Here is a 21,399-nt window from a genome sequence, read left to right as displayed (position 1 = left end):
GTCCAGATGGTGGGAGTCACTCGACCGAGGACCCTGGCCGAGAAGGTCTGGGACGCGCACGTGGTCCGCTCCGCCGACGGTGAGCCGGACCTGCTCTTCATCGACCTGCACCTGCTGCACGAGGTGACCAGCCCGCAGGCGTTCGACGGGCTCCGCCTGGCCGGGCGCGGGGTCCGTCGCACCGACCTGACGATCGCGACCGAGGACCACAACACCCCGACCGGGTACGACGACCCGGCGTTCCGCGCCCGGCGCGGCGACCTGCTCACCATCGCGGACCCCACCTCCCGCACCCAGATCGAGACGCTGCGCCGCAACTGCGCCGAGTTCGGCGTACGGCTGCACCCGCTGGGCGACGAGAACCAGGGCATCGTGCACGTGATCGGCCCGCAGCTCGGGCTCACCCAGCCGGGCATGACGATCGTCTGCGGCGACTCGCACACCGCCACCCACGGCGCGTTCGGCGCGCTCGCCTTCGGCATCGGCACCAGCGAGGTCGAGCACGTGCTCGCCACCCAGACGCTGCCGCAGGCCCGGCCGCGCACCATGGCGGTCGAGGTGGTCGGCGAGCTGGCGCCCGGCGTCACCGCCAAGGACCTGGTGCTCGCGCTGATCGCCCAGGTGGGCACCGGCGGCGGGCGCGGTCACATCGTGGAGTACCGGGGCGAGGCCATCCGCGAGCTCTCCATGGAGGGCCGGATGACGATCGCGAACATGTCCATCGAGTGGGGCGCCAAGGCCGGCATGATCGCGCCGGACGAGACCACGTTCGCGTACCTGAAGGGGCGGCCCAACGCCCCGCAGGGGGCCGACTGGGACGCGGCGCTGGAGCACTGGCGGACGCTGCCCACCGACGAGGGCGCGACGTTCGACACCGAGGTGACGCTGGACGCGAGCCGGATCACCCCGTTCGTCACCTGGGGCACCAACCCCGGTCAGGGCGTGCCGCTCGGCGCGACCGTGCCGGACCCGGAGGCGTTCGGCAGCGAGCCGGAGCGGGTCGCGGCCCGCCGCGCGCTGGAATACATGGACCTCACCCCCGGCACGCCGCTGCGCGACCTCGCCGTGGACGTGGTCTTCGTCGGCTCGTGCACCAACGGGCGGCTGGAGGACCTGCGGGCCGCCGCCGACGTGCTGCGCGGGCGGCGGGTCGCCGACGGCGTACGCATGCTCGTGGTCCCCGGCTCCGCGGCGGTGCGGGAGGCGGCCGAGATCGAGGGGCTCGACCAGGTCTTCACCGACGCGGGCGCCGAGTGGCGGTTCGCCGGCTGCTCGATGTGCCTGGGCATGAACCCCGACACGCTCAAGCCGGGGGAGCGTTCCGCCTCCACCTCCAACCGCAACTTCGAGGGCCGGCAGGGCCGGGGCGGGCGTACCCATCTGGTGTCCCCGCCGGTCGCCGCCGCCACCGCCGTGGTCGGCCGGCTCGCCGCCCCCGCCGACCTGTAGGAAGGGCAGCCCAGAGATGGACAAGTTCACCGCACACACCGGCACCGCCGTGCCGCTGCGCCGGTCCAACGTGGACACCGACCAGATCATCCCCGCCGTGTACCTCAAGCGGGTGACCCGGACCGGCTTCGCCGACGGCCTGTTCAACGCCTGGCGGGAGGACCCGTCATTCATTCTCAACGATCCCACCTATTCGGGGGCGTCGATTCTTGTGGCGGGCCCGGAGTTCGGCACCGGCTCCTCCCGGGAGCACGCCGTCTGGGCCCTGCGGGACTGGGGGTTCCGGGCCGTCGTCTCGCCGCGCTTCGGTGACATCTTCCGTGGCAACGCGTTGAAGGAAGGTCTCCTTCCGGTCGAGCTGGAATTGGGCGCCGTGGAGCGACTCTGGGCCCTCTCCGAATCCGACCCGACCACCCCGGTCACCGTCGACCTGGCCGCCCGAGAGGTCCGCGCCGGCGACGCCACCTGGGCCTTCCCGCTCGACGACCACAGCCGCTGGCGGCTGATGGAGGGCTTGGACGACATTGGACTCACCCTCCGGCACGAGGCCGAGATCGGCGCGTACGAGGCCTCCCGGCCGGCGTTCCTGCCCTCGATCGCCTGAGCGCGGGCCCCTTTTCGCCCCCACCGGCCCGACCGGTGGGGGCGAATCCGTTGCGACACAAGGGCTTTTTTCCACCGAATGTTTGTGTCCAGGCAGCACAGGGCATACGGTGCGCGCAGAATGGCTCGCGTCGAGTCAGTTGCACAATCGGGAGGAAGTCGTGAACAAGGCCGAGCTCATCGAGGCGCTCGCCGTTCGCCTGGGGGACCGGAAGACGGCGACGGCCGCGCTCGACGCGGTTCTCGCTGAGGTCCAGGCGGCGGTCACCAAGGGCGACAAGGTGGCGATCACCGGATTCGGAGCGTTCGAGAAGCGCGTCCGTGGAGCCCGAACAGCCCGCAACCCGCGGACCGGCGAGGCGGTGAAGGTCAAGAAGACCTCCGTCCCGACCTTCCGGGCGGGTGCGGGCTTCAAGGAGATGGTGGCCAGCGGCAAAGTGCCGAAGGAGACCACCGCTGCGAAGAAGACCGCCGGGGCCGCCAAGACCACGGCGGCGAAGAAGACCACGGCGGCGAAGACCACCGGAGCCGCCAAGAAGACCACGGCGGCGAAGGCCACCAAGACCACCGCGGCGAGCAAGAAGGCCGCGCCGGCCAAGAAGGCCGCCGCGACCAAGACCACGGCGGCGAAGAAGACGACCGCGGCGAAGTCCACCGCGGCCAAGAAGACCACCACCGCGGCCAAGAAGACGACCGCGGCGAAGTCCGCCACGGCCAAGAAGACCACGGCGGCGAAGAAGGCGCCCGCGAAGAAGGCGCCGGCCAAGAAGGCCGCCAGTCGGCGCTGACCGGACAGCCCCACCGAGGGCGCCCACCGTTCGCGGTGGGCGCCCTCGTCCGTGGGTACGCGTTGACCGCCCACCGCGCCGCCGCGCAGAATCGCCGTGCCGAAAACCCCCGTCGGTCACGAGAAGAGGCGCCCGTGCGGCACCGTCACCTCTCCACCCTCACGCTCGCCCTGGGCGTCGCGGTCCTGCTGGACGTGTTGCGGGTCTGGCTCCCGTCGGTCATCACCCTCTTCGGCCGGGCCGCCGAGACGCCCGCCGAGCTGCTCGGCGCGTTCGCACTCGGCTGGTTCGTGCTGGGGCTGGGCGCGCCCACCCTGGTACGCCGGCTCGGCGCCCGCCCGGTCGGCCTGGTCGCGGCCGGCGTGCTCGCCGCCGTCCGGCTGGCGTTGACCGCCGGACCCGGTGGCGTCGTCCAGCTCTGGCTCGCCTGTGCCGGGCTGCTCGCCGGCCTGGTCTGGCTCGCGGCCACCGCGGCGTCGGTCGACCGACCCGTTCCCGGGCTGGCGCTCGGCCTGGCCGGCAGCGCGGTCGGGCACGCGCTGCTGGGCACCGAGGACCTCGTCTGGCGCGGCGGCGCGCTCGGCTGGACGTTGAGCGCGGCGCTGGTCGCGGCGTTCCTGAGCGCGAGCGTCACGGTCGCGGCGCAACGGCCCGGGAAAGTGTGGGCGGCGGCCCCGGCGGGACCGCCCGGCACGACGGCGGCCCTCCCGGCATCGGCCGGCGTCATCAGGTCCGCCGGGGCGGCCGTGTCGGCCGGGGTGGTCGCGTCGGCCGGATCGGAGCCGGTGGCGCCGGCGGTGGCCGGGCGTCGGGCGTGGTTGCTCTGCGGGCCGGCGCTGTTGCTGGCCAACCAGATCGCGCTCGCGCCGGCGGTGTGGGCCGCCGCCTCCGGCGCCGACGCGTCCGGGTTCCCCGGCCTGTCCCGCCCGGCGGGTGGCGCGTCACCGCTGGGCGCGCTCGCGGTCCTGCTGTTCCTGGCCGCCGCGCTGCACCGGCCACCGGTCCGGCTGGCCCGGGTGGTCTGGCCGGTCGCGTTGTTCGCCGGGGCGGTGCTGTTCGCCGCCGGGCAGCTCGTGCCGGCGTACCTGCTCACCGCCGCCGGCCTCGGCGGCTGCCTCGCCCTGGCCGACGCGGGCGAACCGGACCGCGCCGACGCGGGCGGCCGGGCGGCGGCCCGGCGTGGCCGGGCGGCGGCGGTTGGGATGGTGGTCTTCGCGGTGGCCACGATCGTCTACTACGCCGCCTACGACCTGGGGTACCCCAACGGGTGGGTGCCGGTCGTCACGGCCGTCCTCGTCGTTCTGGTGGCGTTGGCCGGGCCGTCCTGGTCCGCGCCGGCGCTGGGCGCGCCGGCCCGGCGGTGGAGCCTGCTCGGGTTGGTGGCGCTGACCGCGTTCGCGCCCGGGCTCCATCGCCCGCCGGCGCCGGCCGCGCGGCCCACCGCCACGACCGCGGCGGTGCGGGTGGCCGCGTACAACATCCGGATGGGCTTCGGCCTGGACGGCCGGCTGGACCTCGACGCGGTGGCGCGGGCCGTACGCGGGGCGGACGTGGTGCTGCTCAGCGAGGTCGACCGGGGTTGGTGGCTCAACGGCGGGCACGACACGTTGGCGCTGCTGGCCGGGCGGCTGCGGATGCCGTACGTCTTCGCGCCCGCCGCGGACCCGGTCTGGGGCGACGCAGTGCTCAGCCGGTTCCCGGTGCGGTCCGGCCGGACCCGGCCGCTGGCCGCGCACGGCGCCCCGACCGGCGCGCAGGCCCTCGGCGTCACGCTCGACCTCGGCGGGCGTGACCTCGCCGTGGTCGCCACCCACCTGCAACCGCCGCCGGGGCGGGACCCGGTCGAGCAGGCCCGCGAGGTGGCCGCGTTCGCCGCCGGGTACGCGGCCGGCCGTCCGCTGGTGCTCGGCGGTGACCTGAACACCGAGCCGGACGACCCGGCGTTCGCCGAGTTCCTCCGCGTCGGCCTGGTGGACGCGCTGGCCTCGGCCCGGCCGTTGCCGACCAGCCCGGCCGACGACCCGCGCACCCAGATCGACCACGTCTTCGTCTCGCCGGGCCTGACCGCCGCCGAGGTACGTGCCCCGCGCACCGAGGCCAGCGACCACCTCCCGGTGCGGCTCACGGTGGCCCTGCCCGACCCGCCTGCGCGTTAGGCGGGGGCCCCGCTTAACGCGCCGGTTAGGCGGGGCCCCCGCCTATACCGAAAACGTTAAGCGGGGCCCCCGCCTTACAGCCGGTCGGGGGTGAGGAGGTGGTCGCCGGCGAAGGGGAGCAGCCAGCCGCCGCCCTTGGCGGTGGTGAAGTCGCCGGGGCCCCCGGTGAGCCGTTCCAGCGCGCCCGGGATCACCTTGCCCTGGCTGCACACTGCGACCGGCTCGCCGGCCGCGGCCAGCGCGGCCAGCCGGGCCGCGGTGGCCAGCACGCACTCGTCGGCGAGCTGGCCCGGCTTCGGCTCGTCCAGGTCGCCGCAGACCTCGATCGGCAGGTCCAGCCGGGCCGCCGCCGGGTCCAACGTCTGCACGCACCGGCGGGCCGACGCGGAGAGCAGGCGCGTCGGGCGGGCCAGCGACACCAGCGGGACCAGCGCCCGCGCCTGCGCCCGGCCCTCGGCGTCCAGCGGGCGGGCGGTGTCCGGGCCGGTCCAGGTGCCCCGCCTACCGGCGTGCGCGTGCCGCACCAGCAGCACCGTCGCGGTGACCGGCGGCAGCGCCGCGAACGCGCCGATCACCTCGGCGTCGTGCGGGTAGCTGACCTGGCGGGCCGCCGCGTCGACCGGGAACCAGGCCACCTCGTCCACCTCGGTGCCGGGCTGGAAGCCGCCGCTGCCGACGGCCCGCATCGACCACCAGTCGACCGCCTTGGCGCGGCCCTCACTGCGGTAGCGGACCGTGGGCAGGCGCACCTGCGGCACCGCGCGCACGTCGGTCTCCTCGGCGACCTCGCGGACGGCGGCGACCAGCGGGTGCTCGCCGGCGTCCAGCTTGCCCTTGGGCAGCGACCAGTCGCCGTAGCGGGGGCGGTGCACCAGGCAGACCTCGACACCGTCCGGGGTCGGACGCCAGACGACACCGCCCGCCGCGCGGATCCGTACCGGTTCCTCGTCACTCACCGGATCACCGTATGCCCGCCCTCGGCGCGTCACGGCCCGCTCAGTCCGCCCGGCCGCCGACCCGGCGCAGCAGCAGGTCCTGCAGATGGGTCAGCGGCGCGTCGCCGTCGCCGGTCCGCCGGTGCCAGGTGCCGTCGGCGGCCAGCTCGAATGCGTCCACCTCGGGGTCGAACGCGGAGCTGAGCACGTGGTCCAGCTCGGCCCGGGCCACCGGGTCGCTCACCTGCACCAGCGCCTCCACCCGGCGGTCCAGGTTGCGGTGCATCAGGTCGGCCGAGCCCATCCAGAACTCGGCGTCGCCGTTGTTGCCGAACCGGAAGATCCGGGAGTGCTCCAGGAACCGGCCGAGGATGGACCGGACCCGGATGTTCTCCGACAGCCCCGGAACGCCGGGGCGCAGCATGCACATGCCCCGGATCAGCAGGTCGACGTGCACCCCGGCCCGGGAGGCCCGGTAGAGCGCGTCGGTGATCTCCTCGTCGACGAGCGCGTTCACCTTGAACTGCACCAGCCCCGGCATGCCCAGCCGGACGTGCTCGATCTCCCGGTCGATCCGCTCGATCAGGCCGCTGCGGATGCCCTGCGGCGCGACCAGCAGCCGCCGGAAGGCGGTCTGCCGGCTGTAGCCGGTGAGGACGTTGAACAGGTCGGTCAGGTCCGCGCCGATCTCCGGGTCGGCGGTGAGCATGCCGAAGTCCTCGTAGAGCCGGGCGGTCTTCGGGTGGTAGTTGCCGGTGCCGATGTGGCAGTAGCGCCGGATCTGGTTGCCCTCCTGCCGCACCACCAGCGCGGTCTTGCAGTGCGTCTTGAGACCCACCAGGCCGTAGACCACGTGGCAGCCGGCCCGTTCCAGGGTGCGCGCCCAACCGATGTTGGCCACCTCGTCGAAGCGCGCCTTCAGCTCGACCAGCACCACCACCTGCTTGCCGGCGGCGGCCGCGTCGACCAGCGCGTCGACGATCGGGGAGTCGCCGCTGGTGCGGTAGAGCGTCTGCTTGATGGCGAGCACGTTCGGGTCGGCGGCGGCCTGCTCGACGAAGCGCTGCACGCTCGTCGCGAACGAGTGGTAGGGGTGGTGCACCAGCACGTCGCCGTCGCGCAGGGTGGCGAACACGCTGCGCGGCACCTCGCCCTCGGCCAGGCGCGGGTGGGTGGCCGGCACGAACGGGCGGTCCTTCAGGTCGGGGCGGTCGGCCTCGCCGTAGACCTGCCAGAGCGCGGAGAGGTCGACCAGACCGCGGACCCGCAGCACGTCGTGGTCGTCCATGTCCAGCTCGCGGACGAGCAGCTCCAGCATGTGGTCGGAGATGGAGGCGGCCACCTCCAGCCGCACCGGGGGACCGAACCGGCGCCGGGCCAGCTCCCGCTCCAGCGCCTGGAGCAGGTCCTCGTCGCGGTCCTCGTCGACCTCGACCTCGGCGTTGCGGGTGACCCGGAACAGGTGGCACTCGACCACCTGCATGCCGGAGAAGAGCTGGCCGAGGTGGACGGAGATGAGGTCCTCCACCGGCAGGAACCGCACGCCGGGGCGGTCGCGGGCGACCCGGACGAACCGGGGGACGTTGTTCGGCACCTTGACCCGGGCGAACAGCTCGGAGCCGCCGTCCGGGTCGCGCACCGAGACGGCCAGGTTCAACGACCGGCCGGAGATGTAGGGGAACGGGTGCGCCGGGTCGACCGCGAGCGGGGTGAGCACCGGGAAGATGTGCTCCCGGAACCAGGTGCGCAGCCGTTCCCGCTCGGCGTCGTCCAGCTCGCTCCAGCGCAGGATGCGCACGTCGGACTCGGCGAGCCGGGGGAGTACGTCGTCGACGAAGCAGGCGGCGTGCCGGGCGACCAGGTCGGCGGCCTTCTCGGTGATGAGTTCGAGCTGGGTGCGCAGCGGCAGCCGGTCGCCGCCGCGCACCGGCAGTCCGGCGGAGAGCCGGCGCTTCAGGCCGGCCACCCGCACCATGTAGAACTCGTCCAGGTTGCCGGCGAAGATGGCCAGGAACTTCGCCCGCTCCAGCAGCGGCGTGCGGGGGTCTTCGGCGAGCGCCAGCACCCGGGCGTTGAAGTCGAGCCAGGACAGCTCCCGGTTGAGAAAACGGTCCTCCGGCAGCGGCTCGCTGGCCGGCGCCTCGTCGTCCGGGTCGGTCGCGGCGACCGGACCGGGCCCCTCGACCGGGTCGAGCGGCTCGTCCAGCCCGGTGGCGCCGGCCGCGTCCGGGTCGGCGCCGAGGCGTTCCTCGGGCGGCCGGGGCTGGCGGAACCGCCCGTCCGGGCCACGGGTCGGACGGCCGTTGCGGAGGGTGCCCGGGTCGGTGAGGGGCGGTGGACCGTCGGCGTGCTCGCGAGGGGTGCTCACCACCCCATGATTCCCTGACGAGGGTGAACGGAAAATGAACTCCGGCCAGGTTGCTCAGGCCATCGTCGGCAAGGTCACCCGAACGACCTCGCCGGCGGCGTCCCGCTCGACGCGCACCCGCTGCCCGAGGCGCAGCAGCCGCAGCCCGGACGCGTCGAACGCGCGGGCCGGGAACGCCAGCTCGGTGCCGTCGTCGAGCAGCAGCATTCCGCTGCGGGTCGACGCGTCGTAGGTCGCCACCGTGCCCTGCATGCCAGCACCGTACCGGAGCGGGACGCCGGCCGCGGCCAGCAGCGCACCGGTGCGCGGGCCCACCCCCAGCCGGGCGGCGGCGGCCAGGTCGTCACCGGTGTCCACGTCCCGCCGTAGGCTGGGCCAGTCGCCGGCCAGCGGCAGCGCGCCGCTCGCCGCGTGCGCGCCGGCCGAGCCGGGCCCGAAGCGGGGCGCCAGCGGCACCCCGGCGGGCGCGGCGAGCAGCACCGTGCCGGCGCCGGGGGCGTCGGAGACGAACCCGCGTACCCCCTCGGCCGCGCGCAGCGCCGCGGCCAGCTCGGCCGGGCGCAGCGCGGGCAGGTCCGCGGTGACGCCGGCCACCGCGGCGCGCGGCCCGGCCGCCGCCGCGCCGTGCCGGAAGGCCGCGTTGAGCCCGGCGCCCGGGTCGGCGGCCACCCCGGCGCCCGCCGCGGTCACGGTCGCGCTCACCCGGGGGTCGTCGGTGACCACCAGCAGCCGGCCCACCGCCGGGCAGGACAGCGCCGCGCGGACCGTGTCGGCCGCCAGGGCCAGCGCCAGCTCCTCGTGGGGTACGCCGGTGAGCGCGCCGCGCAGGCGGCTCTTCGCCACCCCGAGGCGCTTCACCGGCATCACCACGGTCCAGCTCGGCTCAGGCACGCCGACCATCCTGCCAGCGACCGCGGCGGTACCCTCACTGGCCGGACCGGGGGCGAGCAGGCATGATTCTTCCCCGGGGCGCGTGGGGCGGAACGAGGAGGCAGGGTGGCACCGCGGAGGCTGGGATTCTGGCAACGGTTCGCCGTGGTGCTGGTGAAGCCGGTGTTGACCGTCTGGACCCGGCGCACCTGGCGGGGCATGGAGCACCTGCGGCGCGACGGCGGGATCATCATCGTGCCCAACCACATCTCGCACGCGGACCCGCTGGTCTCCGCGCACTTCATCTACGACGCCGGCCGCTGGCCGCAGTTCCTCGGCAAGGCCAGCGTGTTCCGGGTGCCGGTGATCGGCTGGATCCTGCACCGGTGCAAGCAGATCCCGGTCGAGCGGGGCAGCGTCGAAGCGGTCAAGTCGCTGGACAAGCTGATCGGCGCACTGGACGGGGGCGGCGCGGTGGTGATCTACCCGGAGGGCACCACCACCCGCGAGCCGGAGCTGTGGCCGATGAAGGGCAAGACCGGCGCGGCCCGGCTGGCGCTGGCCACCGGCGCCCCGGTGATCCCGGTCGCGATGATCGGCCCGGAGCGGATGTTCGACCCGCGGACCGCCCGGATCGGGCTGCGTCCGCGTACCCCGGTGACGGTGGTCGCCGGGCCGCCGGTCGACCTGGGCCGGTGGGCCGGCGCCACGCCGACCCGGGCGATCCTGGAGGAGATGACGGACACCATCATGCTGCGGATCCGGGACCTGGTCGCGGAGATCCGCGGCGGCACGCCACCGCCGCTCTGGCAGCGGCCGGCCCGCACCGGCACCCCGGAGGTCACCGAATGAGCGGGCACGTGGCGGTGCTGGGCGCGGGCTCGTGGGGCACCGCGTTCGCCAAGATCCTCGCCGACGCCGGCCGGGACGTGACCGTGCTGGCCCGCCGGCGTGCGGTGGCCGAGGCGATCCGCGACGGGCGGCACAACCCGGAGTACCTGCCGGACGTGCGCCTGCCCGAGCGGGTCACCGCCACCGGCGACGCCGCCGAGGCGATCGAGGGCGCCGAGGTGGTGGTGCTCTCGGTGCCGTCGCAGACGTTGCGCGGCAACCTCGCCGAGTGGACCCCGTACCTGGCCCCCGACGCCACGCTGGTGTCCCTGATGAAGGGCATCGAGCTGGGCACCACCAAGCGGATGAGCCAGGTGATCATGGAGACCGCCGGGGTGCCGGCCGACCGGGTGGTCGTCGTCTCCGGGCCCAACCTGGCCCCGGAGATCGCCGCCGAGCAGCCGGCCGCGACCGTGGTCGCCGGCACCGACAGCCGGCGTACCGCGCTGGTGCAGGCGTCGATCCGGACGCCCTACTTCCGCCCGTACACCAACGACGACGTGATCGGCTGCGAGCTGGGCGGGGCGGTCAAGAACGTGATCGCGTTGTCCTACGGCATCGCCACCGCGATGGGCTTCGGCGACAACACCCGGGCCATGCTGATGACCCGTGGCCTGGCCGAGACCGCCCGCCTGGGCGTGGCGCTCGGCGCCGACCCGATCACCTTCGCCGGGCTGGCCGGCATGGGCGACCTGGTCGCCTCGTGCTCCTCGCCGCTGGCCCGCAACCGCACCTTCGGCGAGCACCTGGGCCGGGGGGAGACGCTGGAGCAGGCCCAGGCGGCCACCCGGCAGACCGCCGAGGGCGTGAAGAGCTGCCTGGCCATCCGGGACCTGGCCCGGGCGCACGGGGTGGAGATGCCGATCACCGAGCAGATCGAACGGATCTGCCACGAGGGGATGGACCCCCGGCTGGCCGTGGACGCGTTGATGAGCCGCACCGCCAAGCCGGAGTCGTACGAGTGAGCGGTGACTGGGGGGACGGCACCCGCAGCGTGCGTGCCGGGCTGCCGGACGCCGTACCCGGGCAGCCGTTCCTGCCCGGCCCGGTCTTCGCCGCGCCGTACCACCTCGACCCGTGGCGCGGGCCGGCGGCGGCGCCGGACGGCTACGGGCGACCGGACAACCCCACCCGCCGGCTCCTGGAGGCGGCGATCGGCGAGCTGGAGGGCGGCGACTGCCGGGTCTTCGCCACCGGCCAGGCGGCCATCACCGGCCTGCTGCTGACCGTGCTGCGACCCGGCGACACCGTGCTGCTGCCCGCCGACGGCTACTTCCCGGTGCGCGCCTTCGCCACCGACACGCTGGAGCGGATCGGGGTCCGCACCGGCCTCGTGCCGACCGCCGGGCCGTACCCGTCGTTCGAGGGCGTGCGGCTGGTGCTGCTGGAGACGCCGGCGAACCCCGGCCTCGACGTCGCCGACGTGTCGGCGCTGGCCGGGGCGGCGCACGCCGCCGGTGCGCTGCTGGCGGTGGACAACACCACCGCGACGCCGCTCGGGCAGCGCCCGCTGGACCTCGGCGCGGACGTGGTGGTGGCCTCCGGCACCAAGGCGCTGACCGGCCACTCGGACCTGCTGCTCGGCTACGTGGCGACGCGCGACGACGCGCTGCGCGACGCGGTGACCGGCTGGCGGACCACCACCGGCGGGATACCGGGCGCGTTCGACTGCTGGCTGGCGCACCGCTCGCTGGCCACGGTCGACCTGCGGCTGGCCCGGCAGAGCGCCAACGCCGAGGCGCTGGCCGGGCTGCTCGCCGGCCGGCCCGACGTCGCGGGCCTGCGCTGGCCCGGGCGGCCGGCGGACCCGGCGTACCCGGTGGCGTCGGCGCAGATGCGCCGGATCCCCGGCGTGCTCTCCTTCGACCTGGGCGACGCCGACCGGGTGGCCCGGTTCCTCGACGCGTCCCGCCTGGTGGCCGCCGCCACCTCGTTCGGCGGCCTGCACACCACGGCGGACCGGCGGGCCCAGTGGGGCGACGACACCGCACCCGGCTTCGTCCGGCTCTCGTGCGGCATCGAGGACGCCGCCGACCTGCTGGCCGACGTGGCCGCGGCGCTGGACGCGTCGGCGGGCTGACGGCCGGCCGGGCGCTGGGCTATCGTGACGGGCAGCCACGGCCCGTGCGGCCCCGACCCGAGGAGGTGAGTCCGATCCACCAGCAGAGGACCGGCGCTCCCTCCGAGTCCGTGTCGCCCCGGGGCTGAGGCGACGCCGGGGGCGCCGACGAGCGTTCCCCGAAAGGCTTGCCATGGCACCCACCGTCTTCACTCCCGACCGTTCCGCCCTCGTCCGCCGGCTGCGCGCCGCCGGCTGTGTCTTCGCCGAGGACGAGGCGGACCTGCTGATCGCCGCTGCCGACTCGGCGCGGGCGCTGACCCGGCTGGCCGACCGTCGCGTCGCCGGCCTCCCGCTGGAGCACCTGCTCGGCTGGGCCGAGTTCTGCGGGCGACGGGTCGTCGTCCACCCCGGCGTCTTCGTGCCCCGGGGGCGCACCGCGCTGCTGGTCGACGCCGCCGTGGCGGTCGCCGGGCCGGCCCCGGCGGTGCTCGACCTGTGCTGCGGCTCCGGCGCCGCCGCGCTGGTGCTGCACGAGCGGGCGGCGCCGCGCTGGTTGGCCGCCGCCGACATCGACCCGGTGGCGGTGGCCTGCGCCCGGCGCAATCTCGACCCGCTGGGCGTGCCGGTCTACCAGGGCGACCTGTTCGACCCGGTGCCGGCCCGCTGGCGCGGCCGGCTGGACCTGGTGGTGGCGAACGCGCCGTACGTGCCGAGCGAGGCGGTGGCGACGCTTCCGGGCGAGGCGCGGTTGCACGAGGCGCCGGTGGCGCTGGACGGCGGCGCGGACGGGCTGGCGGTGCTGCGCCGGGTCGCCGCCGGCGCGGCCGAGTGGCTGGCCCCGGGCGGGCACCTCGCGGTCGAGGTGAGCGCCGAGCAGGCCCCGGCGCTGTGCGCGGCGTTCACCGCTGCCGGCCTCGACCCGACCGTGGTCCGCGACGAGGAGTGGGAGGCCACCGCCGTGACCGGCCGCCGGCCCGGCTGACGTCGCCGTGGCGGGGGCGACCGCCGAGAACTAACCTCAGGTCAGGCTCGACGGGGAGGCGGTGGCGCGGTGGGCGGCGCAGGGGTGCCGGTGGTGGTGGGGTTGGACAACGGCGGCACGAGCAACAACGCCACCGTGCTGACCGTCGACGGCCGTTTCCTGGTGGACGGGCTGCTGGAGATCCCCAGCGAGGTCGGCGCCGGGCCGGAGGCGGCGATCGAGGCGCTCGCGCGCGCCCTGGACGGCGTGCTGGCGCACACCCGGGTGCCCCGCGAGCTGGTGCGCGCGGTCGGGCTGGACACGCCCGGCCCGGCCAGCGCCACCGGGGTGATCTCCTCGCGCGGCTCGACCAACTTCGCCCAGCCGGCGTGGCGCGGCTTCGACGTGCGGAGCGCGCTGGAGCGACGGCTCGGCCTGCCGGTGGTGTACGCCAACGACGGCAACGCCGCCGCCCTCTACGCCCACCACGTGCACTTCGGCGCGGACGCGGCGGCCCGCTCGTCGGTGTCCGCGATCGTCGGCACCGGCCTGGGCGGGGGCGTGGTGGAGAGCGGTCGGGTGGTCGGTGGCGCGGCCGGCATGGCCGGCGAGTTCGGGCACGTGCACATCCCGCTGGACGGGCTGCTGGAGCCGGGCCAGCCGGTGCCGGTCTGCGCCTGCGGCTTCGCCGGGGACGCGGAGAGCGTCGCCTCGCTCACCGCGATCCGGCGCAACCTGCTGCCGTTCTGGCTGGCCCGGCATCCGGAGCACCCGCTGGCGGCGGAGGAGCCGGCCCGGGCCGCGAAGCTGCTCCGCGACCACGGCGAGCGGGGTGACCCGCTGGCCCGTCAGGTGTTCGGCCAGCAGGCCCGGGCGTTGGGGCGGCTGTTCACCATCGCGGCCAACTTCACCGATCCGCACGCGTACTTCGTCGGCGGCGGCGTGGTGGAGGCCGCGCCGGAGTTCCGGGACTGGTTCCTCGCCACGGTGGCCGCGCACACCGTGCTCCGCGACGAGCAGCGCGCCGTGGCGACGTTCGCCCTGGTGCCCGACCGCGACATGGCCGGCGCCCGGGGCGTCGCCATCGCCGCCCTGGAGGCGGTGAAAGGAGGGGCCCCCGCTTAACGCCTTCGGTAGAGCAGGGGCCCCCGCTTAACACGCGCCCGCGTCAGGCGCGCGGGGGAGCGGCGGTGAAGGCGGCCCAGGCGGCCGGCGGGAAGACCAGCACCGGGCCGGCCAGGTCCTTGGAGTCGCGTACCGCGACCGAGTCCGGCAGCGGCGCCATCTCCACGCACGCGCCCTCGTCGCCGCTGTGGCTGCTCTTGCGCCAGCCGGTCGGTCTCGGGTGGGGCCGGTTCGTGCCGTTCATACGGTCACCTCTCATTCAGCAGACGGAGGAGCTGGTCCCGACTGGCCGCCGGGCTCAACGCCACGGTCCGCAGGTGCTCCATGATCTTCGTGCAGGTACGGAGGTCGCCCGGCCGGTCCAGGACCATCTGACCGGCGACGGTCTCCACCGAGGCGATGATCGGGTCCTCGGGGTCGGCGAACTCCAGGATGTGCAGGGACCCCCGGGTGCCCCGGTGGTAGCCGGCGGCCAGCGGGATCACCTGCACGGTGATGTTCGGCAGCTCGGTCATCTTCAGCAGGTGGTGGAGTTGGTCGGCCATCACCGTGGGGCCGCCGACCGGTCGCAGCAACGCGCCCTCGTCGATGATGGCGTCGAGGATCGGCGGGTCCTCGCCGGAGATGCGTTGCTGACGGTCCAGCCGGAGCTGGACGCGCTGCTCCACCTGCTCGTCGCTGAGCGTGTGTGGACCGCCGCGCATCACCCCGCGGATGTAGTCGGCGGTCTGGAGCAGGCCGGGCACCACCGACGGCTCGAAGTTGGCGATGCCGGTGGCCTCGGCCTCCAGCGCGATGAAGTCGATGGTGCGGCGGTCCAGCAGGTACGAGTAGGACACCCACCAGCCGGGCTTGCGGGCGTCCTTGGCCAGTTGCACCGCCGCTTCGATCTCGTCGGGTCCCACCCGGTAGGTGGTGAGCAGCGCGCGTACGGCGGCCGGACTGACCAGCGTCTGGGCGTTCTCGTAGCGGGACAGGGTGCTGCGGGTGCTGTTGATCTCGTCGGCCGCGGCCTCGAGGGTGAGACCGAGGGCCTCCCGGTGGGTCCGCAGCAGGATGCCGAGCCGTCGGGCCCGGGCGGTCTTCGGCGCCATGCATCGATGGTCGCACATCCGGTGGGAAAATGGGCGTGAGAGAAAGTCGATGAGAGTTGCATTCACGCCTGTCCACCTGTCAATCTGTGACAGCGTCCTCACCACCGGTTGTCGTGGCGACGGTGGTGGTGAGTGACCGGAGGGGATGGGGCGCGCGGCGATCGGGTTTTACTCCCCCACGACCCGATCGTCGCGTGCCCGTACCGGTCCACCAGACGGGGAGGATTTCGCGATGACGGTGACGGCCTGCCGCTCCGGCGACGGAGGTGGCCGGACATGACCCGGTTCCTCGTGGTCCTCACCGACGTCCGGCCGACCGACGGGCACGAGCGTGACGAACGCACCACCCCCGAGCGCCGCCGGCAGGTCGTCGGCGCGAGCAGCCGGGAGGCGGCCGACCGGATCGCCGGCGCCTTCATGGCGCTGGGCATGGTCCGCGCCGGCCGCCAGCGGGTCAAGGTCATCGCGGTCGGCCGCCGCCCCCGCCACCCGGCCCTGTAAGAGCCACACCGGGCCCGACCCCGTGGTACGCGGCGACCGGGGTCGGGGAGCCGGGCGGCCGGTGGCAGGTCCCGCCGCCGGCCGCCCGCGCCGTTACTCCCCGTATAAGTTGCCTTGACCGGTTGCCACGCGGCACCGCTTCTCCCCGGGTATCGGCCACCGCCCCCGACGACGCACAGTAAGGTCAACCGGGTGAGCGCCACCGGCGAGCACGGCCAGCCGCAGCCGCGACCGATGAGGTGACCATGACCACCCCAGGCAAGACCCGTGTGGCGATCGTCTTCGGCGGCCGCAGCCCCGAACACGGCATCTCCTGCGTCAGCGCCGGCAGCGTGCTGGCCGCCCTCGACCCCGACGAGTTCGAGGTCGTCCCGGTCGGCATCACCCGCCAGGGCCAGTGGGTGCTGGCCAGCGGCGACCCGGCGCGGCTCGCCATCGCCGACCGCAAGCTCCCCGAGATCACCGCCGGCTCCGGCGCCGAACTGGTGCTGCGCGCCGACCCGGCCGCCGGCGGCCTGATGGTGCTCGACCCGGCCCAGGGCCCGGTGGCGCTGGCCGACGTCGACGTGGTCTTCCCGGTGCTGCACGGCGCGTACGGCGAGGACGGCACCATCCAGGGCATGCTGGAGATGGCGGACATCCCCTACGTCGGGGCGAACGTGTTCGCGTCCGCCGCCGCCATGGACAAGGAGTTCACCAAGAAGCTCTGCGCGGCCGAGGGCATCCCGGTCGGCCCGTACGCGGTGCTGCGCGCCGGCATGTCGCTCTCCGACGAGGACAAGGAGCGCCTCGGGCTGCCCGTCTTCGTCAAGCCGTCCCGGGCCGGCTCCTCGTTCGGCATCACCAAGGTCGACGACTGGGCGCAGCTCGACGCCGCCCTGGCCACGGCGCGGGAGATCGACAGCAAGGTGCTGGTCGAAGGCGCCGTGGTGGGCCGCGAGATCGAGTGCGGCGTGCTGGAGGGCGAGGCCGGCGGCGCGCCCGAGGCGTCGGTGCTCGCCGAGGTGCGGATGATCGGCGACCGCGACTGGTACGACTTCGAAGCCAAGTACATCTTCGCCGACGAGGTCTGCGAGTACGACGTCCCGGCCGGCCTGGCCGACGCGGTCACCCGGCAGGTGCGCGAGTACGCCACCCGTGCCTTCACCGCGCTGGACTGCTCCGGCCTGGCCCGGGTCGACTTCTTTGTCACCCCGGAGCTGGACGTCTACCTCAACGAGATCAACACGATGCCGGGCTTCACCCCGACGTCGATGTTCCCGCGCATGTGGGCGGCCAGCGGGCTGGAATACCCGAAGCTGGTCAACCGCCTGATCCGGACCGCCCTGCACCGCCGCACCGGCCGCTGACCGGCCGGGGCGGGGTCAGCCGGAGCAGCCGGAGGGCGCGGTCTTCGCCGAGGGCAGCGCGCTGACCACCGCGTCGGAGATCTGCACCACCCACTGCAACGCGGGCTGGTAGGCGGTTGGCGCGCGGACCCGGACGGGCACCTCGCGGTCGACGGTGGTCAGCACCGTGGCGTCGGCCTCCTGCACCGGATGCCAGCACACGCCGTTGACCCGGAAGACCTCGTCGGTGGGCGGCACCAGCGGCGCGCTCCCGCCGCAGGCCACGGTGAGCGCCGGGTCGCCGTAGGCGGCGTTCTGCTCCGGGCCCGCGGTGACCGGGCGCTGCCGCAGGTCACGCACGCTGTCGGGCAGTTGCGACACCAGCGCGCGGCAGAGGACCGCGGGGCGCTCGGCCAGCGCCGGGGCGGGCAGCTCGACCGGCGCGCTCGACTGCGCCCGAGGGCTGGCCGAGGCGCTCGGCGTCGCGTCCGGCGACTCCGGAGCCAGCTTGGCGAGGGTGAAGGCGGCCACCGCCACGGTCACCGGCACCGCCACCACTGTCGCCCAGAGCGCGGCCCGGCGGTTGCCGCGGTCCCGGCGCGGGGTGTCTTCCGTCTCTTCCACTTACAGCCGCACCACCGAACACGTGAGGGTGCGGGTGATGCCGGGCACCATCTGCACCTTGCTGACGATGAGTTTGCCCAGCTCGTCGACCGTGTTCGCCTCGGTGAGCACGACCACGTCGTAGGGCCCGGTGACGGCGTCGACCCGAACCACGCCGGCAAGGTCCGCGATCAGACCGGCCACGTCACGCGCCCGACCGACCTCGGTCTGGATGAGGATGTACGCCTGTACCACGACTCGACCTCCGTCCGTCGCCGCCTGGGGCGGCCCGAAGGGTGAAACTACCGCACCGGGCGGGGGTGATCCCTATCGGTCGCCGGGTGGACGCGGTGAGCGAGCACACGCCGGTACGGGGACAGGGGTGGGACGTGCGGGACGACGGAACGGAACGAGGGGACGGCATGACGGTCGCGGGTGTCGGCGAGTTCGGACTGATCGACCGGGTGACCGCCCGGCTGTCGTACGGGGAGAGCTGCCTGCTCGGCCCCGGCGACGACGGCGCGGTGGTGGCGGCGCCGGACCGGCGGGTGGTCGCCTCCACCGACGTGCTGGTCGAGGGGCGGCACTTCCGGCGGGACTGGTCGTCGGCACGGGACGTGGGACACCGGGCGGCGGCGGCCAACCTCGCCGACGTCGCCGCCATGGGCGCCACCCCGACCGCGCTGCTGGTCGCGCTCTGCATGCCGGCCGAGCTGGACCCGGCCTGGGCGGAGGAGCTGGCCGACGGGCTGGGGGCGGAGGCGGCCGGGGTGGGCGCGAGCGTGGTCGGTGGCGACATGTCGGCCAGCCCGACGCTGACCGTCGCGGTGACCGCGCTCGGCGACCTGGCCGGCCGGCCGCCGGTGGTGCGCTCCGGAGCCCGGCCGGGCGACGTGGTGGCGCTGGCCGGGCGGACCGGCTGGGCGGCGGCCGGTTACACCGTGCTGTCCCGTGGCTTCCGCACGCCCCGCCTGCTGGTCGAGGCGTTCCGCCGGCCGGAGGTGCCCTACCCGGCCGGACCGGCGGCGGCGGGCGCCGGGGCCACCTCGATGATCGACGTGTCGGACGGGCTGCTCGCCGACCTCGGGCACGTGGCGGCGGCCAGCGGGGTGGCGATCGACCTGAGCCGGGACGCGTTCGAGGTGCCCCGGCAGATGCGCGACGCGGCGCAGGCGCTCGGCGTCGACCCGTACTCCTGGATCCTGGCCGGTGGCGACGACCACGCCCTGGCCGCGACGTTCCCGCCGGACGCGGCGCTGCCGGACGGCTGGCGGCGGGTCGGCCGGGTGAGCGAGGGCGCCGGGGTCACCGTCGACGGCGCCGGCTACGACGGGCCGCCCGGCTGGGACCATTTCCGGTAGCCCGCCGTACCCCGCAGTGATCTGCGTCCGACCTCGGCGGCGGGGGCGAGCCGGGCGTCCGGGCCGGTCGTAACCTGACACGGTGAGCGAGATCGAGATCCTCCCGCGGCGCTTCGACGCGCCGGAGTCGCAGGCGTTGATCCGGGCGGCGCTGGCCGACCTGGGCGCGCGGTACGGCGGCAGCGGCGACGAGACGCCGGTCGACGCCGACGAGTTCGTCCCGCCGGCCGGCGCGTTCCTGATCGCCTATCTGGACGGGCGGCCGGTCGGTTGTGGCGGCTGGCGCAGCCACGGCGAGGACGACGACGAGGCCGAGCTGAAGCGGATGTACACCGCGCCGGACGCCCGGGGTCGCGGGGTGGCCCGGTCGGTGCTCGCCGCGATCGAGCGGTCCGCGCGCGACGCCGGCCGCAAGCGGATCGTGCTGGAGTGCGGCGACAAGCAGCCCGAGGCGATCGCCATGTACACCTCGTCCGGCTACGAGCGGATCCCGAACTTCGGCTACTACAAGGACGCGCCGGGCTGCCTGTCGTTCGGCCGTACCCTCTGACGTCAGCCGACGGTGATGCGGATCTCCCCGGCGGCGCGGCGGGCCGCGACCGCCGCCTCGTCCGGCGTCGCGCCCCAGGCCATCAGGTGCCCGCTGCGGTGCGCCGAGGAGAGCAGCTCGGGCACGGTCTGCCCGACCTTCGTCTCGACCTGCACGTCGAGCACGCCCGGCACCCGCAGCGCGGCCCGCCGGCCGTCCACCGCGGTGACCCGGCCCGGCGGGGCGACCAGGAACTCGATCGCCGCCGCGCCGGTCGGCCGCTGCGGCAGCGCTGGCCGTTCGCCGCGCAGCACCCGCAGGTACGCCTCGATGACGTCCCGCTCGTAGGCGATCGAGATCAGCGCGGTGATCATGTCGCCGGGCATCCGGGCGGCGCACTCGACGAGCGTCGGCACGCCGTCGACCAGGATCCACTCGCTGTGCAGCATGCCGCTGCGGAAGCCGGCCGCCTCGGCGAGCCGCACCGCGGCCGACCGCAACGCGTCGTGCTCGGCCGTGGGCAGCGCGGACGGCACGGTGTGCCCGGTCTCCACCGGGTACCGGCCGCCGGCGACCCGCTTGTCGGTGACGTTGGCGAACAGCACCTCGCCGTCGGCGACCAGCAGCTCCACGCTGTGCTCGGAGCCGACCAGCAACTCCTCGACCAGCACGCCGGTGGGCAGGCCGCGCTCGGTCGCCTCGGCCGGCTCCGGCGGGGTGGCGCTGGCCGCCCACCGGCCCGGCAGCTCGGCCGGGTCGGTGATCAGTTGCACACCGAGGCTGCCCGAGCGGCGGGTGGGCTTGAGCACGCACCGGTCGCCGTGCGCCCGGGCGAACGCGACCGCCCGGTCCGGGTCGTCGACCAGCTCGTAGGCGGGGTTGGCCAGGCCGATCTCGTCGGCGAGCAGGCGCATCCGGTGCTTGTCGGAGAAGACGTCCGCGGCCCTTGCCCCGGCGCCGGGCAGGCCGAGCCGGTCGGCCAGCCGGGCGGTGGCGCCGACCGCGTACTCCAGGCCGGGCAGGACCAGCCGCGCGCCGGCCAGGCCGGGCTCCCGGGCGAGCAGGTCGTCGACGTCGAGGCCGGTCTGGTATTCCGCCGCGACCAGCCGGCCGATCAGCGGCAGCTCCTCGGCGAACCGGGCCAGGCCGCGACGGTGGATCACGTCCGGCTCCTCGACGAGCACCACGCTGCCGGCCGGCAGCTCCTGGTCGAACCAGCGCAGCGAGCCGAACGACCCGCCGACCACCACCACGTGCTCGCGACCCAGATCGAGGTCCACCGGTCGTTCCTCCCCACGGCTCGCGCCGGAACCGGACGGCCGGCGCAGCAGCACCCTAACCGGCGGATGCCAGCGGGTCGCCGTACGGTCGGTCAGCCGTCGCCACGGGACGGTGGATACGACAGAAGCCGGCGACCCCGAGGGGGCCGCCGGCGACCGACGATGTCCGGTGGTGCTGCCGCGTCAGGCGCGGGTGACCTTGCCGGCCTTGATGCACGAGGTGCAGACCTGAAGCTTCTTGGTGGTGCCGCCACCGGCCGGGGTCCGCACCGACTGGATGTTCGGGTTCCAGCGGCGGTTGGTCTTCTTCTTGGACCAGGGCACGTTGTGGCCGAAGCCCGGCCCCTTGCCACAGACGTCGCACACGCTAGCCACGGGATACTCCTGGGATTGATACGTTCATGAGGTCGCCGCCAGGCGCAGCCCGGGCAACCTGGTCAGGTTACCCGATGCCGATCCGTACGCCCAACCGGCCCTTCGCCGAGCCCGACCAGC

General features: G+C 74.8%; 21 protein-coding genes and 1 pseudogene. 13 read left to right on the top strand and 9 right to left on the bottom strand.

What is annotated here, in order from left to right:
• Nucleotides 1-6 precede the first annotated feature (6 nt).
• The 4 genes from leuC to H1D33_RS17530 all read left to right on the top strand — a co-directional run bounded on the left by leuC (nucleotide 7) and on the right by H1D33_RS17530 (nucleotide 4,996).
• Nucleotides 7-1,449, top strand: coding sequence for a 3-isopropylmalate dehydratase large subunit (gene leuC / locus H1D33_RS17545; RefSeq protein ID WP_181572115.1), 1,443 nt, complete (start codon nucleotides 7-9; stop codon nucleotides 1,447-1,449).
• A gap of 16 nt (nucleotides 1,450-1,465) precedes the next feature.
• Nucleotides 1,466-2,053, top strand: coding sequence for a 3-isopropylmalate dehydratase small subunit (gene leuD, locus H1D33_RS17540; RefSeq protein WP_181572116.1), 588 nt, complete (start codon nucleotides 1,466-1,468; stop codon nucleotides 2,051-2,053).
• A 160-nt stretch (nucleotides 2,054-2,213) separates the two neighbouring features.
• On the top strand, nucleotides 2,214-2,840 hold the full coding sequence (locus H1D33_RS17535; protein WP_181572117.1) for an HU family DNA-binding protein: 627 nt from the start codon (nucleotides 2,214-2,216) through the stop codon (nucleotides 2,838-2,840).
• Nucleotides 2,841-2,974: 134 nt separating this feature from the next.
• Nucleotides 2,975-4,996, top strand: a complete 2,022-nt coding sequence (locus tag H1D33_RS17530; protein WP_181572118.1) for an endonuclease/exonuclease/phosphatase family protein — start codon at nucleotides 2,975-2,977, stop codon at nucleotides 4,994-4,996.
• A gap of 74 nt (nucleotides 4,997-5,070) precedes the next feature.
• On the opposite strand, the gene H1D33_RS17525 is transcribed toward H1D33_RS17530, so the two are convergent.
• The 3 genes and pseudogenes from H1D33_RS17525 to cofC form a co-directional block, all read right to left on the bottom strand.
• Nucleotides 5,071-5,985 carry an NUDIX hydrolase gene (locus tag H1D33_RS17525; protein ID WP_181572119.1) on the bottom strand — a complete coding sequence of 305 codons (915 nt, stop codon included), beginning with the start codon at nucleotides 5,983-5,985 and terminating at the stop codon, nucleotides 5,071-5,073.
• A 7-nt stretch (nucleotides 5,986-5,992) separates the two neighbouring features.
• The gene (locus H1D33_RS17520) at nucleotides 5,993-8,299 is read right to left on the bottom strand and encodes an RNA degradosome polyphosphate kinase (protein ID WP_414685422.1); all 2,307 of its coding nucleotides are present in this window, start codon (nucleotides 8,297-8,299) and stop codon (nucleotides 5,993-5,995) included.
• Between the two features lie 270 nt (nucleotides 8,300-8,569).
• A pseudogene (cofC, locus tag H1D33_RS17510) lies at nucleotides 8,570-9,199 on the bottom strand (2-phospho-L-lactate guanylyltransferase); the annotation flags it as partial.
• A 96-nt stretch (nucleotides 9,200-9,295) separates the two neighbouring features.
• Here cofC and H1D33_RS17505 point away from each other — a divergent pair.
• From H1D33_RS17505 to H1D33_RS17485, 5 genes are all read left to right on the top strand, one after another.
• Nucleotides 9,296-10,021: a lysophospholipid acyltransferase family protein gene (locus H1D33_RS17505; RefSeq protein ID WP_181572122.1), complete on the top strand. Its 726-nt coding sequence runs from the start codon at nucleotides 9,296-9,298 to the stop codon at nucleotides 10,019-10,021.
• A complete protein-coding gene (locus tag H1D33_RS17500) occupies nucleotides 10,018-11,025 on the top strand; it encodes an NAD(P)H-dependent glycerol-3-phosphate dehydrogenase (RefSeq protein ID WP_181572123.1) in 1,008 nt (335 codons plus the stop codon). The genes H1D33_RS17505 and H1D33_RS17500 overlap by 4 nt, the downstream gene beginning before the upstream one ends.
• A complete protein-coding gene (locus H1D33_RS17495) occupies nucleotides 11,022-12,140 on the top strand; it encodes a cystathionine gamma-lyase (RefSeq protein WP_181572124.1) in 1,119 nt (372 codons plus the stop codon). Before H1D33_RS17500 ends, H1D33_RS17495 begins: the two co-directional genes overlap by 4 nt.
• Nucleotides 12,141-12,312: 172 nt before the next feature.
• Entirely contained in the window at nucleotides 12,313-13,104 is a 792-nt protein-coding gene (locus H1D33_RS17490) for a putative protein N(5)-glutamine methyltransferase (protein WP_181572125.1), read from the top strand.
• A gap of 69 nt (nucleotides 13,105-13,173) precedes the next feature.
• Nucleotides 13,174-14,208: an ROK family protein gene (locus H1D33_RS17485; RefSeq protein WP_181572126.1), complete on the top strand. Its 1,035-nt coding sequence runs from the start codon at nucleotides 13,174-13,176 to the stop codon at nucleotides 14,206-14,208.
• A gap of 43 nt (nucleotides 14,209-14,251) precedes the next feature.
• Here the strand turns inward: H1D33_RS17485 and H1D33_RS17480 are convergent, their stop codons facing one another.
• Together H1D33_RS17480 and H1D33_RS17475 are read right to left on the bottom strand one after the other, a co-directional pair.
• Nucleotides 14,252-14,452 carry a DUF397 domain-containing protein gene (locus tag H1D33_RS17480; RefSeq protein WP_181572127.1) on the bottom strand — a complete coding sequence of 67 codons (201 nt, stop codon included), beginning with the start codon at nucleotides 14,450-14,452 and terminating at the stop codon, nucleotides 14,252-14,254.
• A gap of 4 nt (nucleotides 14,453-14,456) precedes the next feature.
• Nucleotides 14,457-15,302, bottom strand: coding sequence for a helix-turn-helix domain-containing protein (locus tag H1D33_RS17475; protein ID WP_181572128.1), 846 nt, complete (start codon nucleotides 15,300-15,302; stop codon nucleotides 14,457-14,459).
• A gap of 276 nt (nucleotides 15,303-15,578) precedes the next feature.
• On the opposite strand from H1D33_RS17475, the gene H1D33_RS17470 reads away from it, so the two are divergent.
• Together H1D33_RS17470 and H1D33_RS17465 are read left to right on the top strand one after the other, a co-directional pair.
• The gene (locus H1D33_RS17470) at nucleotides 15,579-15,803 is read left to right on the top strand and encodes a hypothetical protein (RefSeq protein WP_181572129.1); all 225 of its coding nucleotides are present in this window, start codon (nucleotides 15,579-15,581) and stop codon (nucleotides 15,801-15,803) included.
• Nucleotides 15,804-16,048: 245 nt separating this feature from the next.
• Nucleotides 16,049-17,152 (top strand): D-alanine--D-alanine ligase family protein, encoded by a 1,104-nt coding sequence (locus H1D33_RS17465; protein WP_181572130.1) that lies wholly within the window; start codon nucleotides 16,049-16,051, stop codon nucleotides 17,150-17,152.
• Between the two features lie 15 nt (nucleotides 17,153-17,167).
• On the opposite strand, the gene H1D33_RS17460 is transcribed toward H1D33_RS17465, so the two are convergent.
• Nucleotides 17,168-17,755, bottom strand: coding sequence for a DUF3515 family protein (locus H1D33_RS17460; protein WP_181572131.1), 588 nt, complete (start codon nucleotides 17,753-17,755; stop codon nucleotides 17,168-17,170).
• The gene (locus H1D33_RS17455) at nucleotides 17,756-17,989 is read right to left on the bottom strand and encodes an Lrp/AsnC ligand binding domain-containing protein (RefSeq protein ID WP_013284547.1); all 234 of its coding nucleotides are present in this window, start codon (nucleotides 17,987-17,989) and stop codon (nucleotides 17,756-17,758) included.
• Between the two features lie 167 nt (nucleotides 17,990-18,156).
• Between H1D33_RS17455 and H1D33_RS17450 the strand changes: the two genes are divergently transcribed.
• Both H1D33_RS17450 and H1D33_RS17445 read left to right on the top strand, forming a co-directional pair.
• The gene (locus tag H1D33_RS17450; protein ID WP_181572132.1) at nucleotides 18,157-19,095 is read left to right on the top strand and encodes a thiamine-phosphate kinase; all 939 of its coding nucleotides are present in this window, start codon (nucleotides 18,157-18,159) and stop codon (nucleotides 19,093-19,095) included.
• A gap of 82 nt (nucleotides 19,096-19,177) precedes the next feature.
• The gene (locus H1D33_RS17445; protein ID WP_181572133.1) at nucleotides 19,178-19,645 is read left to right on the top strand and encodes a GNAT family N-acetyltransferase; all 468 of its coding nucleotides are present in this window, start codon (nucleotides 19,178-19,180) and stop codon (nucleotides 19,643-19,645) included.
• 2 nt (nucleotides 19,646-19,647) lie between these two features.
• Here H1D33_RS17445 and H1D33_RS17440 read toward each other — a convergent pair whose 3' ends face one another.
• Nucleotides 19,648-20,904: an ATP-grasp domain-containing protein gene (locus H1D33_RS17440; RefSeq protein ID WP_181572134.1), complete on the bottom strand. Its 1,257-nt coding sequence runs from the start codon at nucleotides 20,902-20,904 to the stop codon at nucleotides 19,648-19,650.
• 183 nt (nucleotides 20,905-21,087) lie between these two features.
• Nucleotides 21,088-21,279 carry a 50S ribosomal protein L28 gene (gene rpmB / locus H1D33_RS17435; protein WP_046569512.1) on the bottom strand — a complete coding sequence of 64 codons (192 nt, stop codon included), beginning with the start codon at nucleotides 21,277-21,279 and terminating at the stop codon, nucleotides 21,088-21,090.
• Nucleotides 21,280-21,399 lie beyond the last annotated feature (120 nt).

Origin of the sequence: Micromonospora ferruginea (genome assembly GCF_013694245.2) — a bacterium.
GTDB classification, from domain to species: Bacteria; Actinomycetota; Actinomycetes; order Mycobacteriales; family Micromonosporaceae; genus Micromonospora; species Micromonospora robiginosa.
Note: the sequence above shows the minus strand (reverse complement) of the source record. Positions and strands in the feature narration are given on the sequence as shown.